Annotated in this window: 18 protein-coding genes; 9 read left to right on the forward strand and 9 right to left on the reverse strand. The window is 70.2% G+C overall.

The features are described from left to right. Positions 1-56: 56 nt before the first annotated feature. Together trpD and ABLE53_RS01380 are read right to left on the reverse strand one after the other, a co-directional pair. A complete protein-coding gene (gene trpD, locus ABLE53_RS01375; RefSeq protein ID WP_348856744.1) occupies positions 57-1,085 on the reverse strand; it encodes an anthranilate phosphoribosyltransferase in 1,029 nt (342 codons plus the stop codon). After that, complete coding sequence (locus ABLE53_RS01380; protein WP_348856746.1) at positions 1,082-1,501, reverse strand: Rv3143 family two-component system response regulator; 420 nt, start codon at positions 1,499-1,501, stop codon at positions 1,082-1,084. Before ABLE53_RS01380 ends, trpD begins: the two co-directional genes overlap by 4 nt. A gap of 150 nt (positions 1,502-1,651) precedes the next feature. Between ABLE53_RS01380 and ctaE the strand changes: the two genes are divergently transcribed. The 5 genes from ctaE (at position 1,652) to ABLE53_RS01405 (ending at position 7,315) form a co-directional block, all read left to right on the forward strand. Then, the gene (gene ctaE, locus ABLE53_RS01385) at positions 1,652-2,317 is read left to right on the forward strand and encodes an aa3-type cytochrome oxidase subunit III (protein WP_348856747.1); all 666 of its coding nucleotides are present in this window, start codon (positions 1,652-1,654) and stop codon (positions 2,315-2,317) included. A 31-nt stretch (positions 2,318-2,348) separates the two neighbouring features. Further along, positions 2,349-3,227, forward strand: a complete 879-nt coding sequence (qcrC, locus tag ABLE53_RS01390; protein WP_348856748.1) for a cytochrome bc1 complex diheme cytochrome c subunit — start codon at positions 2,349-2,351, stop codon at positions 3,225-3,227. Next, on the forward strand, positions 3,224-4,396 hold the full coding sequence (qcrA, locus tag ABLE53_RS01395) for a cytochrome bc1 complex Rieske iron-sulfur subunit (protein WP_348856749.1): 1,173 nt from the start codon (positions 3,224-3,226) through the stop codon (positions 4,394-4,396). The genes qcrC and qcrA overlap by 4 nt, the downstream gene beginning before the upstream one ends. After that, complete coding sequence (gene qcrB / locus ABLE53_RS01400) at positions 4,393-6,120, forward strand: cytochrome bc1 complex cytochrome b subunit (protein ID WP_348856750.1); 1,728 nt, start codon at positions 4,393-4,395, stop codon at positions 6,118-6,120. The genes qcrA and qcrB overlap by 4 nt, the downstream gene beginning before the upstream one ends. 124 nt (positions 6,121-6,244) lie before the next feature. Beyond that, entirely contained in the window at positions 6,245-7,315 is a 1,071-nt protein-coding gene (locus tag ABLE53_RS01405; RefSeq protein ID WP_348856751.1) for an LLM class flavin-dependent oxidoreductase, read from the forward strand. Positions 7,316-7,331: 16 nt separating this feature from the next. Here the strand turns inward: ABLE53_RS01405 and ABLE53_RS01410 are convergent, their stop codons facing one another. From ABLE53_RS01410 to ctaC, 4 genes are all read right to left on the reverse strand, one after another. Next, positions 7,332-8,600 (reverse strand): L,D-transpeptidase, encoded by a 1,269-nt coding sequence (locus ABLE53_RS01410; RefSeq protein ID WP_348856752.1) that lies wholly within the window; start codon positions 8,598-8,600, stop codon positions 7,332-7,334. A 141-nt stretch (positions 8,601-8,741) separates the two neighbouring features. Then, positions 8,742-9,158, reverse strand: a complete 417-nt coding sequence (locus tag ABLE53_RS01415) for a cytochrome c oxidase subunit 4 (protein ID WP_348856753.1) — start codon at positions 9,156-9,158, stop codon at positions 8,742-8,744. A 5-nt stretch (positions 9,159-9,163) separates the two neighbouring features. Next, positions 9,164-10,864 (reverse strand): aa3-type cytochrome oxidase subunit I, encoded by a 1,701-nt coding sequence (ctaD, locus tag ABLE53_RS01420; protein WP_348856754.1) that lies wholly within the window; start codon positions 10,862-10,864, stop codon positions 9,164-9,166. Beyond that, positions 10,865-11,848, reverse strand: coding sequence for an aa3-type cytochrome oxidase subunit II (gene ctaC, locus ABLE53_RS01425; RefSeq protein WP_348856756.1), 984 nt, complete (start codon positions 11,846-11,848; stop codon positions 10,865-10,867). It abuts the gene before it with no gap. Between the two features lie 105 nt (positions 11,849-11,953). On the opposite strand from ctaC, the gene ABLE53_RS01430 reads away from it, so the two are divergent. Together ABLE53_RS01430 and ABLE53_RS01435 are read left to right on the forward strand one after the other, a co-directional pair. After that, entirely contained in the window at positions 11,954-13,093 is a 1,140-nt protein-coding gene (locus ABLE53_RS01430) for a cysteine desulfurase family protein (protein WP_348856758.1), read from the forward strand. After that, positions 13,090-13,326 carry a sulfurtransferase TusA family protein gene (locus tag ABLE53_RS01435; protein ID WP_348856759.1) on the forward strand — a complete coding sequence of 79 codons (237 nt, stop codon included), beginning with the start codon at positions 13,090-13,092 and terminating at the stop codon, positions 13,324-13,326. Before ABLE53_RS01430 ends, ABLE53_RS01435 begins: the two co-directional genes overlap by 4 nt. A 3-nt stretch (positions 13,327-13,329) precedes the next feature. Here ABLE53_RS01435 and ABLE53_RS01440 read toward each other — a convergent pair whose 3' ends face one another. Then, positions 13,330-14,313, reverse strand: a complete 984-nt coding sequence (locus ABLE53_RS01440; RefSeq protein WP_348856761.1) for a carbohydrate kinase family protein — start codon at positions 14,311-14,313, stop codon at positions 13,330-13,332. Positions 14,314-14,396: 83 nt separating this feature from the next. Here ABLE53_RS01440 and ABLE53_RS01445 point away from each other — a divergent pair, with 83 nt between their 5' ends. Next, the gene (locus tag ABLE53_RS01445) at positions 14,397-14,663 is read left to right on the forward strand and encodes a hypothetical protein (RefSeq protein WP_348856762.1); all 267 of its coding nucleotides are present in this window, start codon (positions 14,397-14,399) and stop codon (positions 14,661-14,663) included. A 106-nt stretch (positions 14,664-14,769) separates the two neighbouring features. On the opposite strand, the gene erpA is transcribed toward ABLE53_RS01445, so the two are convergent. Both erpA and ABLE53_RS01455 read right to left on the reverse strand, forming a co-directional pair. Then, positions 14,770-15,138, reverse strand: coding sequence for an iron-sulfur cluster insertion protein ErpA (erpA, locus tag ABLE53_RS01450; protein ID WP_348856763.1), 369 nt, complete (start codon positions 15,136-15,138; stop codon positions 14,770-14,772). A 102-nt stretch (positions 15,139-15,240) separates the two neighbouring features. Further along, positions 15,241-16,314, reverse strand: a complete 1,074-nt coding sequence (locus tag ABLE53_RS01455) for a glycerate kinase family protein (RefSeq protein WP_348856765.1) — start codon at positions 16,312-16,314, stop codon at positions 15,241-15,243. 35 nt (positions 16,315-16,349) lie between these two features. On the opposite strand from ABLE53_RS01455, the gene ABLE53_RS01460 reads away from it, so the two are divergent. Further along, the gene (locus tag ABLE53_RS01460) at positions 16,350-17,216 is read left to right on the forward strand and encodes a GNAT family N-acetyltransferase (protein WP_348856766.1); all 867 of its coding nucleotides are present in this window, start codon (positions 16,350-16,352) and stop codon (positions 17,214-17,216) included. Positions 17,217-17,250 lie beyond the last annotated feature (34 nt).

Here is a 17,250-nt window from a genome sequence, read left to right on the forward strand (position 1 = left end):
TCCGACGACGTGAAGCGCAACAGCCGGGAGTTCGTCTCGACCTCTGATCCCGAGGATCAGCCTGCGGTCGCGGCGACCCAGCGGTCGAGGACCCCTTGGGCGGCGCCGGAGTCGATCGCCTCGGCGGCCCTGGCCATCCCGGCCGACAGCTCGTCGCGTAGGTCGTCGCCGGCATCGGTCTCGTAGACCGCGAGCGCCGCGCCGGCATTGAGCACGACCGCGTCGCGCACCGGGCCCTTCTCGCCGGCGAGCAGGCGGCGTACGACGTCGGCGTTGTACGCCGGATCGCCGCCGCGCAGGTCGTCGGCCGTCGAGAGGGAGATCCCGAAGTCGCGCGGGTCGACGGTGTGGGTGGTCACCGCGCTGCCGCGGACGCGCCACACCTGCGAGGTGGTCGTGGTGGTGAGCTCGTCGAGCCCGTCGTCGCCGCGGAAGACCCAGGCGTCGGTGCCGCGGCCGGCGAACACGCCGGCCATGGTCGGAGCCATCCGCACGTCGGCGCAGCCGATGGCACAGGCCTGCGGCCGGGCGGGGTTGGTCAGCGGCCCGAGCAGGTTGAAGACGGTGGCGATGCCGAGCTCGCGGCGCGGGACCGCGGCGTACCGCATCGCCGGGTGGAACGCTGCGGAGAAGCAGAACGTGATGCCGGCCCGGAGCGCGACCTCGGCGATGCGCTCGGTCGGCAGGTCGAGCCGGATCCCGAGCGCCTCGAGGACGTCGGCGGAGCCTGACTTGGACGACGCCGAGCGGTTGCCGTGCTTGACGACGAGCGCCCCGGCGCCGGCGGCGACGATCGCCGACATCGAGGAGATGTTGACCGAGAAGGACCGGTCTCCCCCGGTGCCGACGATGTCGAGCAGCCGGCCGGGGACGGAGATCGGGTTGGCCTTCTCGAGCATGCCGGCCGACACGCCGGACAGCTCCTCGACGGTCTCGCCCTTGGCCCGCAGCGCCACCGCGAAGCCGGCGATCTGGGCCGGCGTGGCATCGCCGGAGAGGATCTCCCCCATCGCCCAGGCAGCCTGGTCGGCGCTCAGGTCCTGTCGGTCGACGAGTGCGCCGAGAACCTCCGGCCAGCTGGTCACAGGTGCGCCGGAGCGGGCCGCAGCAGACCGACGACGGTCCGCGCGAGCTCCACCGGGTCGATCGGGTGCGGGACGGAGGCCTCCGCGCGCGACCAGGTCGCCAGCCAGGCGTCCTGGGGACGGCCCGTGAGCACGACGATCGGCGGGCAGTGCCGCAGCTCGTCCTTGAGCTGCTTCGCGATCCCCATCCCGCCGGCGGGGACGGCCTCGCCGTCGAGGATCGCGAGGTCGATGTGGCCGGCATCCATGTTCTCGATCACGACCGGCTCGGTCGCCACCTCGACGTACTCCACCTCGGGCAGGTCCGGGTGCGGCCTACGGCCGAGCGCGAGGATGACCTGCTTGCGCACGTCGACGTCGTCGCTGTAGACGAGCACCTTGAGCGGCTGGTCCGGACGTGAGGTGGAGGCGGTCACGCGGCGATGCTACCGCCCCTCCACCTCACCCGGGCAGGCTGTCACGGATGCGCCGCCGGCGGTGTCTCATGACGTGTCCGCCCATGTTCCCGACCGGTTCTCCCCGCCCACCAGGGGGTCGGGGTGCCGTCACCGAAGGGTCACGACATAATGGCGCCCGTGGCGACAGTTTCGACGATTCCTGCATCCCGGCTGCACGGTCATCACGACCGTCCGAGCATGGTGAGCGTGGGGACCATCATCTGGCTCTCGAGCGAGCTGATGTTCTTCGCGGCCCTCTTCGCTGCCTACTACACGATCCGCGCGGTGAGCCCGGGTGTGTGGGCCGAGGACCCGACCCACCTCAACGTCCCGTTCGCGTCCGTCAACACCACGGTCCTGGTGCTGTCGTCGCTGACCTGCCAGCTCGGCGTCTTCGCCGCCGAGCGAGGCCAGGTGGGCCGCAAGGGCACGGTCTTCAACGTGGCCAAGTGGGGCCTGCGCGAGTGGTTCATCCTCACCTACATCATGGGCGCGATCTTCATCGCCGGACAGGCGACGGAGTACGCCTCGCTGATCCAGGAGGGCATCAAGCTCAACTCCGGCGCCCTGGGCCCGAACGACCCGTACGGCACGGTCTTCTACCTCACCACCGGCTTCCACGGGCTCCACGTCACCGGCGGCCTGGTCGCCTTCCTCTTCGTGCTGGGCCGCACGTTCGTCGCCAAGAGGTTCACCCATGAGCAGGCCGTCAGCGCGATCGTCGTGTCCTACTACTGGCACTTCGTGGACGTGGTCTGGATCGGGCTCTTCGCCACCATCTACCTGATCAAGTGATTACCCGACCGTCGAAGAACAAGGACTGAATGTGCGTTTCCTGAACCGCTCCGTCGGTCGTCTCTCGCGGCACCGTCGCCGCCCCTTCGCCGGACTCGTGCTGCTGCTCCTCGCGCTGGCACTCACCGGCGGCCTGTACGCCCTCCTCTCCCCCGCGTCGTCGGCCCAGTCCGACCAGACCGAGGCCGACAAGGCGGCGAAGGGCCGGGCCCTCTTCCTGGTGTCCTGCTCGACGTGCCACGGCCAGAACGGCGAGGGCCTCAAGACCCAGGACGGCAAGCTGCTCGGCCCCTCGCTCATCGGCGTGGGCGCGGCCGCCGTCGACTTCCAGGTCGGCACCGGCCGCATGCCGATGGCCCAGCCGGGCGCCCAGGTCCAGGCCAAGGACCCCAGCTTCAGCCAGGACGAGATCGACGAGCTCGCGGCGTACGTCGCCAGCCTCGGCGCCGGCCCGGCGATCCCGAGCAAGAACGACTACGACCCGAGCACCTACGAGAGCGACAAGGCCAAGCAGGAGGCCGTCACCCTCGGTGGCCAGATCTTCCTCACCAACTGCACCGCGTGCCACAACTTCACCGGTGCGGGCGGCGCGATGCCGCGCGGTGGCTACGCGCCCCGCCTGCTCGACACCGACCCGAAGCACATCTACGAGGCCATGCTCACCGGCCCGCAGTCGATGGACACCTTCTCCAACGGCAACATCAGCCCGCAGGAGAAGAAGGCGGTCATCGCCTACATCGAGTCCATGCGTGAGCAGCCCGGCTACGGCGGCTTCAGCCTCGGCGGTCTAGGTCCGGTGTCCGAGGGCCTGTTCGCCTGGGTAGTCGGCATCGGCGTCCTGGTCGGCTTCGCCGTCTGGATCGCCGCGCACACCACCCGCTCGACGAAGAAGAAGGGAACGGCGCAGTGACCGAGCCTCACGACGGCTCCCACGAGATCCAGGCATACGCCGACGAGCTGCTGCCTGACCCCGGCCTGGAGGAGCACCACTGGCGTCCCACCGACGTCGACCCCAAGGCGGAGAGGCGCGCCGAGCGCCAGGTCGCGACGCTGTTCACCCTGTCGGCGATCTGCACGATCCTGTTCGTCGTCTCCTACGTCACGCTCAAGACCGGCACCGACGGCCAGGTCTGGCTCGGCTGGGGTGCCTCCAACCTCACCCTCGGCCTCACCGTCGGCGGTGCGCTGCTCTTCATCGGCACCGGGATCATCCAGTACGCCCGCAAGCTGATGGCCGACGAGGAGCTCGTCGAGCTGCGCCACTCGGCCTCCTCCAGCAAGGAGGACCAGGCCACGACCGTCGCCGCACTGCAGGCCAGCCTCGACGAGTCCGGCATCGGTCGCCGCCCGCTGATCCGCAACAGCCTCATCGGCGCCGTGGGGCTCCTCGGCGTACCCGCCGTCGTGTTCCTCAAGGACCTCGGCCCCACCAACCATGACGTCACCGAGTCGCAGCCGTACGCCGGCGCCGGGCTCGAGCACACCGTGTGGAAGTCCGGCATGCGGGTCGTCCGTGACGTCGTCGGTACGCCGATCCGCCCGGGCGACCTGGAGATCGGCGACCTGGTCAACGCCGAGCCGGAGATCATCTTCGGCAAGGAGAAGGGCGTCTCGCTGGAGGAGTCCGAGGTGCTCGAGGGCGCTCCGCTCCAGATCGCGAAGTCGAAGGCGGCGACCGTCCTGCTCCGGATGAACCCCGACGACATCGTCAGCCCCGAGACCCGCAACTGGTCGGTCGACGGGATCGTCGCCTACTCCAAGATCTGCACCCACGTCGGGTGCCCGATCTCGCTCAACGAGCGCACCACCCACCACCTGCTCTGCCCCTGCCACCAGTCGACCTTCGACCTCGCCGACTCCGGCAAGGTGATCTTCGGCCCCGCGGGCCGGCATCTCCCCCAGCTCCCGCTAGGCATCGACGACGAGGGTTTCCTCGTCGCGCTGTCGGACTACCCTGAGCCTGTGGGCCCCAGCTACTGGGAGCGCAACACGCACTCCGTCCGCGACATCTTCGAGGACTGGCAGGACGAGAACGGCCAGGCCGCTGAGCAGTACGGCTACAAGGAGACGGACCTGTGAGCGTCGACACCTCCAAGGTTGCCTCGAGCAACGGCACCACCGCCGCCACCGCGAGCCGGCCCTCCAGGCTCGGCGCCCTCGCGACCTGGTCCGACGAGCGCCTCGGCCTCGCCGCGATGGGCAAGAAGAACCTCCGCAAGATCTTCCCGGACCACTGGTCCTTCATGCTCGGCGAGATCGCGCTGTGGAGCTTCGTCGTCCTGCTGCTGTCCGGCGTCTTCCTGACGCTGTGGTTCCAGCCGTCGATGGGCGAGACGACCTACCAGGGGTCGTACGCCCCGCTGCGCGGCATCGAGATGTCCGACGCGTACGCTTCGACCCTGCACATCTCGTTCGAGGTCCGCGGCGGCCTGCTCATGCGGCAGATGCACCACTGGGCGGCGATGATCTTCATCGCCGGCATGATGGTCCACCTGCTGCGCGTGTTCTTCACAGGCGCCCACCGCAAGCCGCGTGAGCTCAACTGGGTCATCGGCTCGCTGCTGCTCCTGCTCGGCACGCTCGAGGGCTTCACCGGCTACTCGCTCCCCGACGACCTGCTCTCCGGCACCGGCATCCGCGCGGCGGACGGCTTCATGAAGTCGATCCCGATCGTCGGCACCTACATCTCGTTCTTCCTCTTCGGAGGCGAGTTCCCGGGCGACTCGATCATCCCGCGCCTCTACGTCATCCACGTGCTGCTGATCCCGGGCCTGCTGCTGGGCCTCATCGCCGCCCACATGCTGCTGCTCGTCTACCACAAGCACACCCAGTGGGCCGGCCCCGGCCGCGCGGAGACCAACGTCGTCGGCTACCCGATGCTGCCGAACTACATCTCGAAGATGACGGGCTTCTTCTTCACCGTCTTCGGCGTCACCGCGATCATGGGCGGCGTCCTGTCGATCAACCCGGTGTGGAAGTTCGGGCCGTACGACCCGACCAAGGTGACCGCCGGATCCCAGCCGGACTGGTACATGGGCTGGCCCGACGGGGCCCTGCGCATCATGCCGGGCTGGGAGTCGCACTTCTGGGGCTCCACCTGGTCGTGGAACATCTTCCTTCCGGTCATCGTGCTGCCCGGCCTGCTGTTCACCGTGCTCCTGCTGCTGCCCTTCCTGGAGTCGTGGATCACCGGTGACAAGCGCGAGCACCACCTGCTCCAGCGGCCGCGCAACGCCCCGACCCGGACGGCCACGATGGTCGCGCTGATGACGCTGTACTCCATGTTCTGGCTCGCCGGCGGCAACGACCTGATCGCCATCAAGCTGCACAGCTCGATCAACAACATCAGCTACGCCCTGCGGGCGCTGGTGTTCGTCGCGCCGGTGGTGGCGTTCTACATCACCCGACGCTGGTGCATCTCGCTGCAGCGCCACGACAACGAGACGCTGCTCCACGGCTACGAGACCGGCATCATCATGCGGTCCCCCGAGGGTGAGTACTCCGAGCGCCACCTTCCGCTCGACCCGGCTCGCGCGTACGCCATGACCGTCCGCGATCGCGGCCGCGCCGGTGACGACGACGAGCTGCGGCCGGACGGCAAGCCAACGCTCCGCGGCCGCCTCCGCACGCTCTACTACGACGACGAGGTGCAGAAGCCGACCACGGAGGAGCTCGAGGAGGCGCACCACCACGCCGAGCACGAGGCGCACGCGGTCGCCGCGCTCGAGGGGCACTCCGCCGACGGCCACCAGTTCGACGGTCACCACCTGACCGACGACGAGCCGCTCCGCGGCGACCACTGAGCCGGCCGACGGCACGCTGAGCGACGGCCGAGGGCCCCGGGGCAGACCGCCCCGGGGCCCTCGTCGTACGTCGGAATGCCGCCGCGGGCGATGATGTTGAGCGATCAACAACGAGGAGTACGCGATGACAGACGCAAGCACGGTGCGGTTCGGGCTCGACACCTTCGGTGACGTGACCGTCGACGAGAGCGGTGCGCCGCTCCCCCACTGGGAGGTGCTGCGCAACGTCGTCGAGGAGGGCGTCCTCGCCGACCAGGTCGGGATCGACGCGTTCAGCGTCGGCGAGCACCACCGCCGGGACTTCGCGGTCAGCGCGCCCGAGGTCGTCCTCGGCACGCTCGCCGGCCGCACCGAGCAGATCACCCTCGGCACCGCCGTCACGGTGCTCTCCTCCGACGACCCGGTGCGCGTCTACGAGCGCTTCGCGACCCTGGACGCGCTCTCGCACGGCCGCGCCGAGGTCACCCTCGGCCGGGGGTCGTTCACCGAGAGCTTCCCGCTCTTCGGCTTCGACCTCGCCGACTACGAGGTCCTCTTCGAGGAGAAGCTCGAGCTGTACGCCGCGCTCCGCAGCGAGGGCCACGTCACCTGGAGCGGCACGGTCCGCGGGCCCCTCGACGCGGAGGTCTTCCCCAAGAGCGCGCCGAAGGACGGACGCCCCGGCTTCCCCGCCTGGGTCGGCGTCGGCGGCTCGCCCGAGTCCGTCGTGCGCGCCGCCCGGCTGCGGTTCCCGCTCATGCTCGCCATCATCGGCGGCGACTCGGCCCGGTTCGCGCCGTACGTCGACCTCTACCACCGTGCCCTCGACCAGCTCCACCCCGACGACTTCGGCGCGGGCACAGAGCACCTGCCGGTCGGGGTCCACTCCCCCGGCTTCGTCTGGGACGACGAGGACGAGGCCCGCCGGCTCCTCTACCCGCACTTCAAGGCCAACCGCGACCGGATCGGCGCCGAGCGCGGCTGGCCGCCCACCTCGGAGGCGGAGTTCCGCCGCGAGGCCGACCACGGGTCGCTCTACGTCGGCACGCCCGAGACGGTCGCCCAGAGGATCGCCCGCACCGTCCGCACGCTGGGCGCCCAGCGCTTCGACCTGAAGTACTCCAACGGCACGATGCCCCACGAGCAGCTCATGCGGTCGATCGAGCTCTACGGCACCAAGGTCGTCCCGCGCGTCCGAGAGCTGCTGGCCCCCTGATCGCCGGCCAGCCCCGTCAGGCCAGGGCGGAGCCCTTCTTGTAGTTGGCGAAGGACATGTTCCAGTCGCCGTAGCCGTTGCCGAACTCCATCGGGCGGTCGGTGCCGACGGTCTCGACGACGTCGCCGCGCCGGGTCATCTGATAGAGCCAGTACGCGTCGGCGGTGCTCATGCCCGTGCACCCGTGGGAGACGTTCTCATGACCCTGGGCATAGACGGACCACGGGGCGGCGTGGAGGAACTCGCCGGAGTACGTCATGCGCATCGCCCACTGGACGTCCTTCATGTCGTAGTACTCCGGGTTGTTCTTGCCGATGCCGATGGTCTCGGAGTTCATCGTGTGCTTCGCGAACTTCTCGATGATCACCTTGACGCCGCTGCGGGTGGTGAAGCCGGGCTTGCCGGTGGTCACCGGGATGGTGCGCAGCAGCTTGCCGTTGGAGAAGACCTTCATCTCGTCGGTCCGGGTGTTGACCTTGTAGATGTGGGCGTCGCCGACGTGGAAGCTGACGTCGCGGTCCTCCTGGCCGAAGATGCCGCCACCGGCCGCGACGCTGTTGACGTCGACGTGCACGGAGACGTCGGTGCCGGCCTTCCAGTAGGTCTTGGGGCGCCAGTGCGCCTCCTTGTCGCTCACCCAGTACCAGCTGCCCTGCTGGGCGGGCTTGGAGTCGACGTGCATGTGCTTCTCGAAGTTGGCCTTGTCGGTCACCGGCACGTCGAAGGTGACGATGACCGGCATTCCGATCCCGACGGTCTCGCCGTTGAGCGGCGCGACGGAGGGGTAGGTCTGCTCGTCGAGGGTGAGGTCCTTGGTCCAGAACCGCGACTTCGTCGTGAGCGCCTTCCCGTCGGCGTCGACGCCCGTCGCCCTGACTGTGTAGGCCGTCCCCGGCTCGAGCAGCTGCGTGGCGGTCCACGTCGTACGGTCCGCGGAGACCGTGCCTGCGACCCGGGCACCCTTGCCGGTGGTGACGGCGACGTCCTCGACGGTGCCGTTCTTGGCCGAGACCTTGACGACCTTGTCGACGGCGACGCCGTGCGCGCCGCGTGCGATGTTGGACGTCACGGTGACGGCCGGCTTGGGCGGAGCCGTCGTCTCGCCGGCCCCCTGCGCGTCGTCGGCGGAGCCGACCGGGGCGCTGCCCTGGTCGTCGCTCGACGAGCTCGCGCCGCAGCCGCTCAGCGCGAGCAGCACGGCGGAGACGAGAGCGACAGCGATCAGGGGTCCGGACCGACGTGCCTGAGCAGGCGCGGTACGACGTGAGCGGCGGACCAGGGACATGCGTGGACTCCAAGTGCGTCTATCGAAGGTGGGCCGCCCCCCGTCGGCCGGCCGCACCCAAGGGTAACTGGTGACACCAGTCAGACGACGAACCCCGCGCATCGGTTGCCTCGGTGCGCGGGGTTCGTCACAGGGCGTGTCTCAGTGCTTGAACTGGCCCCGGTAGTACTCGAAGTTCCAGCCGGCCAGGGCGATGAAGCCGACCACGGCGGCGATGATGAGCAGCCACCAGGCGGCCATCGCGACGGCGAAGACGCTGACGGCCATCGTGAGCGCCGTCCACAGCGGCCACCACGAGAACGGCGGGAAGAAGCCGAGCTCCCCCGCGCCGTCGGCGATCTCGCCGTCCTTGCGGTCCTCGGGCCGCGGGTCCATCCGGTTGGCGTGGAACCCGAGGTAGAGCGTGATCATCAGCGTCAGGAGCGTGCACATGACCAGTGCGGAGGTGCCGGTCCAGTCGCCACCGTGCTCACTGGCCGCGGTGACGAACCAGTACGCCGGGGTGACCAGCACCAGGAACACGGTGCAGGCTGCGAACATCCAGGCTTCGGACTTCATCGTGCTCAGCCTTCCTTGCCGTCGGAGGAGCGGCCGACACCGGCGATCTCGGCCTCCGGGCCCAACTCGAGCGCCGCGATCTCCGGGTGGTGGAGATCGAAGGCCGGGGACTCGGAGCGGATCCGGGGCAGGTTGTGGAAGTTGTGGCGCGGCGGCGGGTTCGAGGTCGCCCACTCGAGGGAGCGGCCCCAGCCCCACGGGTCGTCGACGGTGACCTGCGGCGCCTTGCGGGAGATGTAGACGTTGTAGAAGAACGGCAGCATCGACAGGCTCAGCATGAACGCGCCGACGGTCGAGACCTGGTTGAGGGTCGTGAAGCCGTCGGAGGGCAGGTAGTCGGCGATACGGCGCTGCATGCCCTCGACGCCCAGCCAGTGCTGCACCAGGAACGTCGTGTGGAAGCCGATGAACAGCAGCCAGAAGTGCACCTTGCCGAGGCGCTCGTCGAGCATTCGGCCGGTCATCTTCGGCCACCAGTAGTAGAAGCCGGCGAACATCGCGAACACGACGGTTCCGAAGACCACGTAGTGGAAGTGCGCGACCACGAAGTAGGAGTCGGAGACGTGGAAGTCCAGGGGCGGACTGGCCAGGATGATGCCGGTCAGGCCACCGAAGAGGAACGTCGTCAGGAAGCCGATCGACCACAGCATCGGTGTGTCGAAGCTGACCGACCCGCCCCACATCGTGCCGATCCAGTTGAAGAACTTCACGCCCGTCGGCACCGCGATGAGGAACGTCATGCCGGAGAAGAACGGCAGGTCGACGGCACCGGTGACGAACATGTGGTGCGCCCACACGGCCACCGAGAGGATCGCGATGCCGAGGGTCGCGCCGACCAGGCCGACGTACCCGAAGATCGGCTTGCGGGAGAAGACCGGCAGGATCTCCGAGATGATGCCGAAGAACGGCAGCGCGATGATGTAGACCTCGGGGTGGCCGAAGAACCAGAACAGGTGCTGCCACAGGATCGGGCCGCCGTGGGCGGCGTCGAAGACGTGGGAGCCGAACTGGCGGTCGGACTCGAGCATCAGCAGCGCGCCGGCGAGCACCGGGAACGCGATCAGGACCAGCAGCGACGTGATCAGCGTGTTCCAGACGAAGATCGGCATCCGGAACATCGTCATGCCGGGCGCGCGCATGCAGATGATCGTCGTGATGAAGTTGACGGCGCCGAGGATCGTGCCGAGACCGGCCATGTAGAGACCCATGATCCACAGGTCACCGCCGACGCCCGGGGAGTACTGCGCCGTCGAGAGCGGCGTGTAGGCGAACCAGCCGAAGTCGGCCGCTCCGTTCGGCGTGAAGAAGCCCGAGGCGGCGATGATGCCGCCGAACAGGAACAGCCAGTAGCTGAACATGTTGAGTCGCGGGAACGCGACGTCGGGGGCGCCGATCTGGAGCGGCATGACCACGTTGCCGAAGCCGAAGAACAGCGGCGTCGCGAACAGCAGCAGCATGATGGTGCCGTGCATCGTGAACAGCTGGTTGTAGAGCTCGTCGTTGACGATCTGCTGGCCCGGGAAGGCGAGCTCCGAGCGGATCAGCAGCGCCATGATCCCGCCGATGAGGAACCACGCGAACGAGGTCGTGAGGTACATCTTCCCGATCAGCTTGTGATCGGTCGTGGTCAGGAGGCGGTAGACCTGCTGGCCCAAGGGCTTGCGGCCGCCCGTTGACGTCGTGGGGCTCGCTGCAGTGGCGGTCACTTACTCTGCCTCGCTTCCTTCAGCGTTGAGGTCGGCCGGGAGCGTGGACTTGCCGCCGCCGGTGTACGGCGCGCCGCCGGTCTCGAAGCCCTTGTCGGACAGGGCCTGGACGTAGGACTGGTAGTCGGAGGCGCTCAGGATGGCGACCCTGAAGATCATCCGACCGTGGTAGAGGCCGCACAGCTCGTAGCACGCACCGCGGAAGGTGGCCGGCTGGCTCGACGAGGCGGGCTTCAGCAGGTCGGGCTGCGAGCTGTCGAACACAGCGGTCGGCGACTTGGTCGTGATGGCGTAGTGGTTCACCCGACCGGGGACGACGTCCATCTTCATGTCGAAGTCGGGGATGCCGAAGTCGTGGATGACGTCGGCGGAGTGCAGGTTGAACCGGGTCGTCTTGCCCGCCGGCAGCACCAGGACCGGGATGTGGGAGCCGGTGCCGCTGTCGAACGCGTAGTTGCTGTAGGGGTAGGTGTCGTCCGTGAGGTCGTCGTCGGCGCTGTTGTCCAGGCTGCCGAGGCCGTAGTTGAACGTCCACTGCCACTGCTGGCCGGTGACCTCGATGACGTTGTCGGGCGTGATGTCGTCGTCGAGGACGGCGTTCTGCGCCTTGACGGTGTGGGAGAAGAACACGATCACCATCAGGACGGGGGCGATCGTGTAGAAGATCTCCAGCGGCAGGTTGTAGCGCGTCTGGACGGGGACGTCGGCCTCGCTCCGGCGGCGGTAGCGCCAGATGACCCAGAAGATCAGGCCCCAGACGATCACGCCGGTGATCAGCGCGGCGATCCAGGCACCCTGCCACAGGTGCAGGATGTGCTCGCCCTCTTCCGACTTCGGGTCGGGCATGCCGAGCCGCTCGGCCTCCCCGGAGCACCCGGCCAGCAGGACGGAGCCGGCCGCCAGCGTGGCCAGCAGGGCACCGCGGCGTACACCGCTGCCCGCCGGACGCAACCGCTTGGCTGCTGGTGAGTGCAGTCCTGGCACGTGCAGACCCACTACGAGCCTCTCTCTCAAGCAATCACGGGATGCTCGCAGACTATCGGAATCGTCAGCGAGGCGAGAGGGAGGGTCGGCCTCTAGCCTTGGCGTGTGGGAATCGGCGCTGGCGACGGGTACGCCTACCTCGACGCGGCCTCCTCCGAGCCCCTGCACCCGGCCGCCCGCGACGTCCTGCTCGCCGCCGTCGACCAGGGGTACGCCGACCCGCGACGCCTCCACGGACCCGGCCGCAACGCGCGGCTGCTGATCGACAACGCGCGGGAGGTGGTCGCTGAATCGCTCGCGGTGGCCCGCGACGAGGTCGTCTTCACCTCCTCGGGCACGGAGGCCGTCCAGCTCGGCCTGCTCGGCCTGGTCCGGACCGAGACCGCACCGGCGGTCGTGAGCGCCGTCGAGCACCAGGCCGTCACCGACGCCGCCGGCTGGCACGGGCGGGTGGTGCGGACGGTGCCGGTCGACCGGCTCGGCCGGGTCGACCCGGAGACGGTCGCTGAGGCGGCCGCGACGGGTGCGCCGGAGGCGACCGGGGTGGTCGCGGTCCAGCACGCCAACCACGAGGTCGGCACGGTCCAGCCGGTGGAGCAGGTGGCCGAGCGGCTCGGCGGCGTACCCCTCTTCGTCGACGCCTGCGCGTCCATGGGCAGGCTGCCGCTGCCGGACGGCTGGAGCGCGCTGGCCGGCTCGGCCCACAAGTGGGGCGGACCGACGGGAGTCGGCGTGCTGGTCGTCCGCCGCCGGGCGTGGTGGGCCCGCCCCTACCCCACCGACGACCCCGTGGCCCGCACCGAGCACGGCTTCACCGACGTCCCCGGCGCCCTGGCGGCGGCCGCGGCGCTCCGTGCCGTCGTGGCCGAGCGCGACGAGGTCGGCAGGCGTCAGCGCGAGCTCATCGACCTGGTCCGCGCCCGGGTGGCCGCGATCCCCGACGTCGACGTGGTCGGCGACCCGGACGATCGGCTGCCACACCTCGTGACCTTCTCGTTCCTGTACGTCGACGGCGAGGCGCTGGTGACCGAGCTGGACCGACTCGGGTTCGGGCTCGCCAGCGGCTCTGCGTGCGCGAGCGACACGCGTGAGCCGTCCCGCGTCCTCACGGCGATGGGGGCGCTGACGCACGGCAACGCCCGGCTCTCGCTCACCCGCGACACCACGCGGGCACAGGTCGAGGCGCTCCTCGACGCGCTGCCGGCCGTCGTCGCCCGGATCCGGGCCCAGGTCGGGATCGCATGAGCGTCGCCGCCCTCGAGCTGGACTGCCGCGCGCGGCCGTGCCCGCAGCCGATCATCGAGCTCGGCAGGCATCTCCGCGACGTCGGGGTCGGGCAGGTCCTGGCGGTCGTGGCCGATGACCCCGCCGCACGTCACGACGTCCCGGCGTGGTGCCGCATGCGCGGGCAGGAGTACGTCGGCGAGGACGCGGCCGCCGACGGCGTGCCGCGCTACCTGGTGCGGAGGCTCGAGTAGCCGTCAGCCGCGCAGGTGCGGGGCGATCTCGTCGGCCGCGGCGTCGCCGTAGGACTCCCGGACCCGACCGACGAACTGCTCGGGGGTGAAGGAGTACTCCTGCGTGCCGACGGTCTCGACGACGTACGCCGCCAGGACGCAGCCGACCTGCGCCGCCCGCTCGAGCGTGAGCTCCCACGCGAGCGCTGCCAGGAAGCCGGCCCGGAAGGCGTCGCCGACGCCGGTCGGCTCGATCGCGGTGACGTTCTTGGCGGCGTGGAGGACGATCGGGTCCTCGCCCTTGCGGGTGATCCGGACGCCGTCCTTGCCGAGCGTGGTGACCTGGATCCCGACCCGCTCGAGGATCTCGTCGGCGGACCAGCCGGTCTTCTGCTCGATCATGTGCGACTCGTACTCGTTCGAGAACAGCAGCGCCGCCCCGTCGATGAGGTCGCGGATCAGCTCGCCGCCGCTGAAGGCGAGCTGCTGGCTCGGGTCGGCGATGAACGGGTAGCCGCGCTGGCGGCACTCCTCCGTGTGGCGCAGCATCCCGTCGGGGTCGTCGGCGCCGACGAGGACGTACGCCGGCTTGCCGACCTCCTTCACGATCGGCGCGAGCTCGATCTGCCGGGCCTCGCTCATCGCCCCGGGGTAGAAGCTGGCGAACTGCGCCATCGTCTGGTCGGTGGTGCAGACGAAGCGCGCGGTGTGGCGGGTCTCGGAGACGTGGACGTGACTGCAGTCGACGCCGTGCCGCTCGAGCCAGGAGCGGTAGTCGGCGAAGTCCTCGCCCACCGCCCCGACGAGCACGGGCCGGAGGCCGAGCTTGCCGAGCCCGAAGCTCATGTTGGCCGCGACGCCGCCGCGCCGGATCTCGAGGTCGTCGACGAGGAAGCTCACCGAGAGCTTGTCGAGCTGGTCGACGACGAGGGAGTCGGCGAACTTGCCACCGAAGGTCATCAGATGGTCGGTGGCGATCGAACCGGCGATCAGGAGGGATCCGGACATGCCGTGAACCCTACCGGCGGGGGCGGTCAAGTTACCGGGCGGTCCTGCTTCTTCTACCCATCGGTAGTGCGTAGCGTCGCAGTATGACCGAGATCACCGCGTCGACTCCGCGCGGCACGAGCGATTTCACCAAGATGGCGTACGACGACCCGGCGACGCCCCATGAGCTGTGCGCCGACTGCCGGGCCGCCGACCGCGCCCTGGCGCTGGACCGGGCGGCCCGCTCGGTGCGGCGACCTGCTCCGAGCATCCGTTTCGAGGACTACCCCCAGGGCCTGCCGAAGCGCGACATCGACCTGCTGGCCGCCGCCCACCGGCTGGCGCACACGCTGTCGCTGGCCCAGGACTGAACGCGCCCAGGGCCCAGCCTGGGACGAGGCCTTCCGACCCTCCCCTCCCACCGGAAGGCGAAGCCCCCGCCGGGGAATCCCGGCGGGGGCTGTCTTCGTCACGATCTCAGTGGAACGAGTCGCCGCAGGCGCAGGAGCCGGTGGCGTTCGGGTTGTCGATCGTGAAGCCCTGCTTCTCGATCGTGTCCACGAAGTCGATCAGCGCACCGTTGAGGTAGGGGACGCTCATCCGGTCGACCACGACGTTGACGCCGTCGAACTCGGTGATCACGTCACCGTCCAGGCTGCGCTCGTCGAAGAAGAGCTGGTAGCGCAGGCCGGAGCAGCCACCCGGCTGCACCGAGATGCGCAGGTTGAGGTCGTCGCGGCCCTCTTGATCCAGGAGGCTCTTCACCTTGGCGGCCGCGACCGGGCTCAGGTTGATGCTGTCGGCGCGGCGCTCGCCCTGGAGAGTGGACGCTGTCTGCTCAGTCATGTCGGTGGGCTCCCTGTGCATGGGGTGCGGAGGTCTGTCTCTAGCGCCAATCCTCGCACACCGGTGGTTATTCCCGGCAGAGCTCGCGCGAGTGGAGCCGGATCAGCGCGACCAGGTGCGCGCGACCCGCTCGGCCAGCTCGGCGAGCGCGGCCGCCGGCTCGGCGAAGGCACGCTCCTCGCCGACGGCGTCGAGGAGGGAGTACGCCGCCTCGACCCCCAGCGCCCGCATCTCCCGGACGCCCACCGCGACCCGGCCGGCGAGCACGATGCACGGCCGGAGCGCCTCGCCGGCGACCCGCGCGACTCCGGCGGGAGCCTTGCCGCCGCTGCTCTGCGGGTCGAACGAGCCCTCCCCGGTGACCACCAGGTCGGCCTTGGCCGCCCGCTCCGGGAGGCCGACCGCCTCCGTCACCACCTCGACGCCCGGGCGCCTCGTCGCCCCGAGGAGCAGGAGCGCGAACCCGAGGCCCCCGGCGGCGCCGGCACCCTCGCCCGCGGCGGTGAACCTGTCGGTGGCCGCCGCGAACGCCTCCAGCGCCGCGTCCCAGCGCGGCATCTCCTCCTCGCGGATGCCCTTCTGCCCACCGAAGACCTTGGTCGCGCCGAACAGCCCGGTCAGCGGGTTGTCGACGTCGCTGGCGGCGACCAGCTCGACCCCGTCGTACGTCGGCAGGTCGACGCGGGTGATGCCCTCGAGACCGGCGACGCCGGCGTCCAGCGGCCGGTCGCCGGTGGCCCCGAGCGCGGCCAGCAGGCCCGCTCCCCCGTCGTTCGTGCCGCTGCCGCCGAGGCCGACGACGACCCGGCGCGCGCCGGCGTCGCGGGCGGCGAGGAGGAGCCCGCCGACGCCGTAGGTCGTGGTGCGCTCGGGGTCACGACCGCGGGTGAGGTGGAGGCCGCACGCCTGCGCCGACTCGACGTAGCAGGTGTCGCCGTCGACGAGCAGCCTCGCGTCGACGGCGTCGCCGTACGGCCCGCTCACGGTGACCGGCACGACCCGCCCGCCCAGCGAGGCGTGCAGGACGTCGACGAATCCCGGGCCGCCGTCGGCCATCGGGACCAGGTCGACCTCGTCGCCCGGCGCCCTGCGGCGCCAGCCCGCGCCGATCGCCTCGGCGGCCTCGGGAGCAGTGAGGGTGCCGGCGAACTTGTCAGGCGCGACGAGAACCCGCATGCCGGTCAACCTACTGGCTCTCTAGGGTGTGGAGCGTGGAGATCCGCCCGATGCAGCACGACGACCTCGCAGCCGCCGAACGCCTCAGCGACGAGGCGTTCTACGAGCTCGACCTGCAGACCTTCCCGCCGTCGTGGGCGCCGCCCGAGCACCGGCCCGAGTCGCGGCGCACGGGCTGGATCGCCCGGACGGCGAGCTTCCTCGAGACCGACCCGGGCGGCTGCTGGGTGGCCGTTGACGAGGGCGGCCTGCTCGGCTTCGCGACCAGCTTCGTGCGCGAGTCGACGCTGTGGTGCCTGGCGACGTACGCCGTCCGGCCGGGGTTCCAGGGGCGCGGCACCGGCAAGCGGCTGCTGGACACCGCGCTCGCCTACGGCGAGGGCTGCGACCGGTGGATGCTGTCGGCGTCGGGGGACGCGAGGGCCGCGAGGAGGTACCGCCTCGCGGGGTTCGACCTGCACCCGATGATGTCGCTGACCGGCGGGCTCGACCGATCGGCGATCCCGGCGGTCGACGGGCTGCGCGACGGGACGCCCGACGACGTCGAGCTGCTCGACTCGCTCGACCGCGAGCTGCGCGGGGCTGGCCACGGCCCGGACCACGGGGCGCTCGCGTCCATGGGCGAGCTGGTCGTCGACGTACGCGGCCGGGGCTATGCGTACGCCGAGCGGCGCGGTCCCGCGATCGTCGCGGCGATCGACGAGGACGCCGCCGTACGCCTGCTGTGGGAGTGCCTCGCCCGTGGCGGCGACGAGCCGCAGGTCCGCCACGTCACGGCCGCCAACCAGTGGGCGGTCGACGTCGGGCTCGCCGCCGGGCTCGCGCTGCACACCGAGGGGTATCTCGGCGTCCGCGGAATGGCCCCGCCGGCGCCGTACGTTCACAACGGCGCACTCCTGTGAAAGGCTCCGGCCTCCGGCACCTAGGATTCAGCGC

Origin of the sequence: Nocardioides asiaticus (genome assembly GCF_040049175.1) — a bacterium.
Lineage (GTDB): Bacteria > Actinomycetota > Actinomycetes > Propionibacteriales > Nocardioidaceae > Nocardioides > Nocardioides cheoyonin.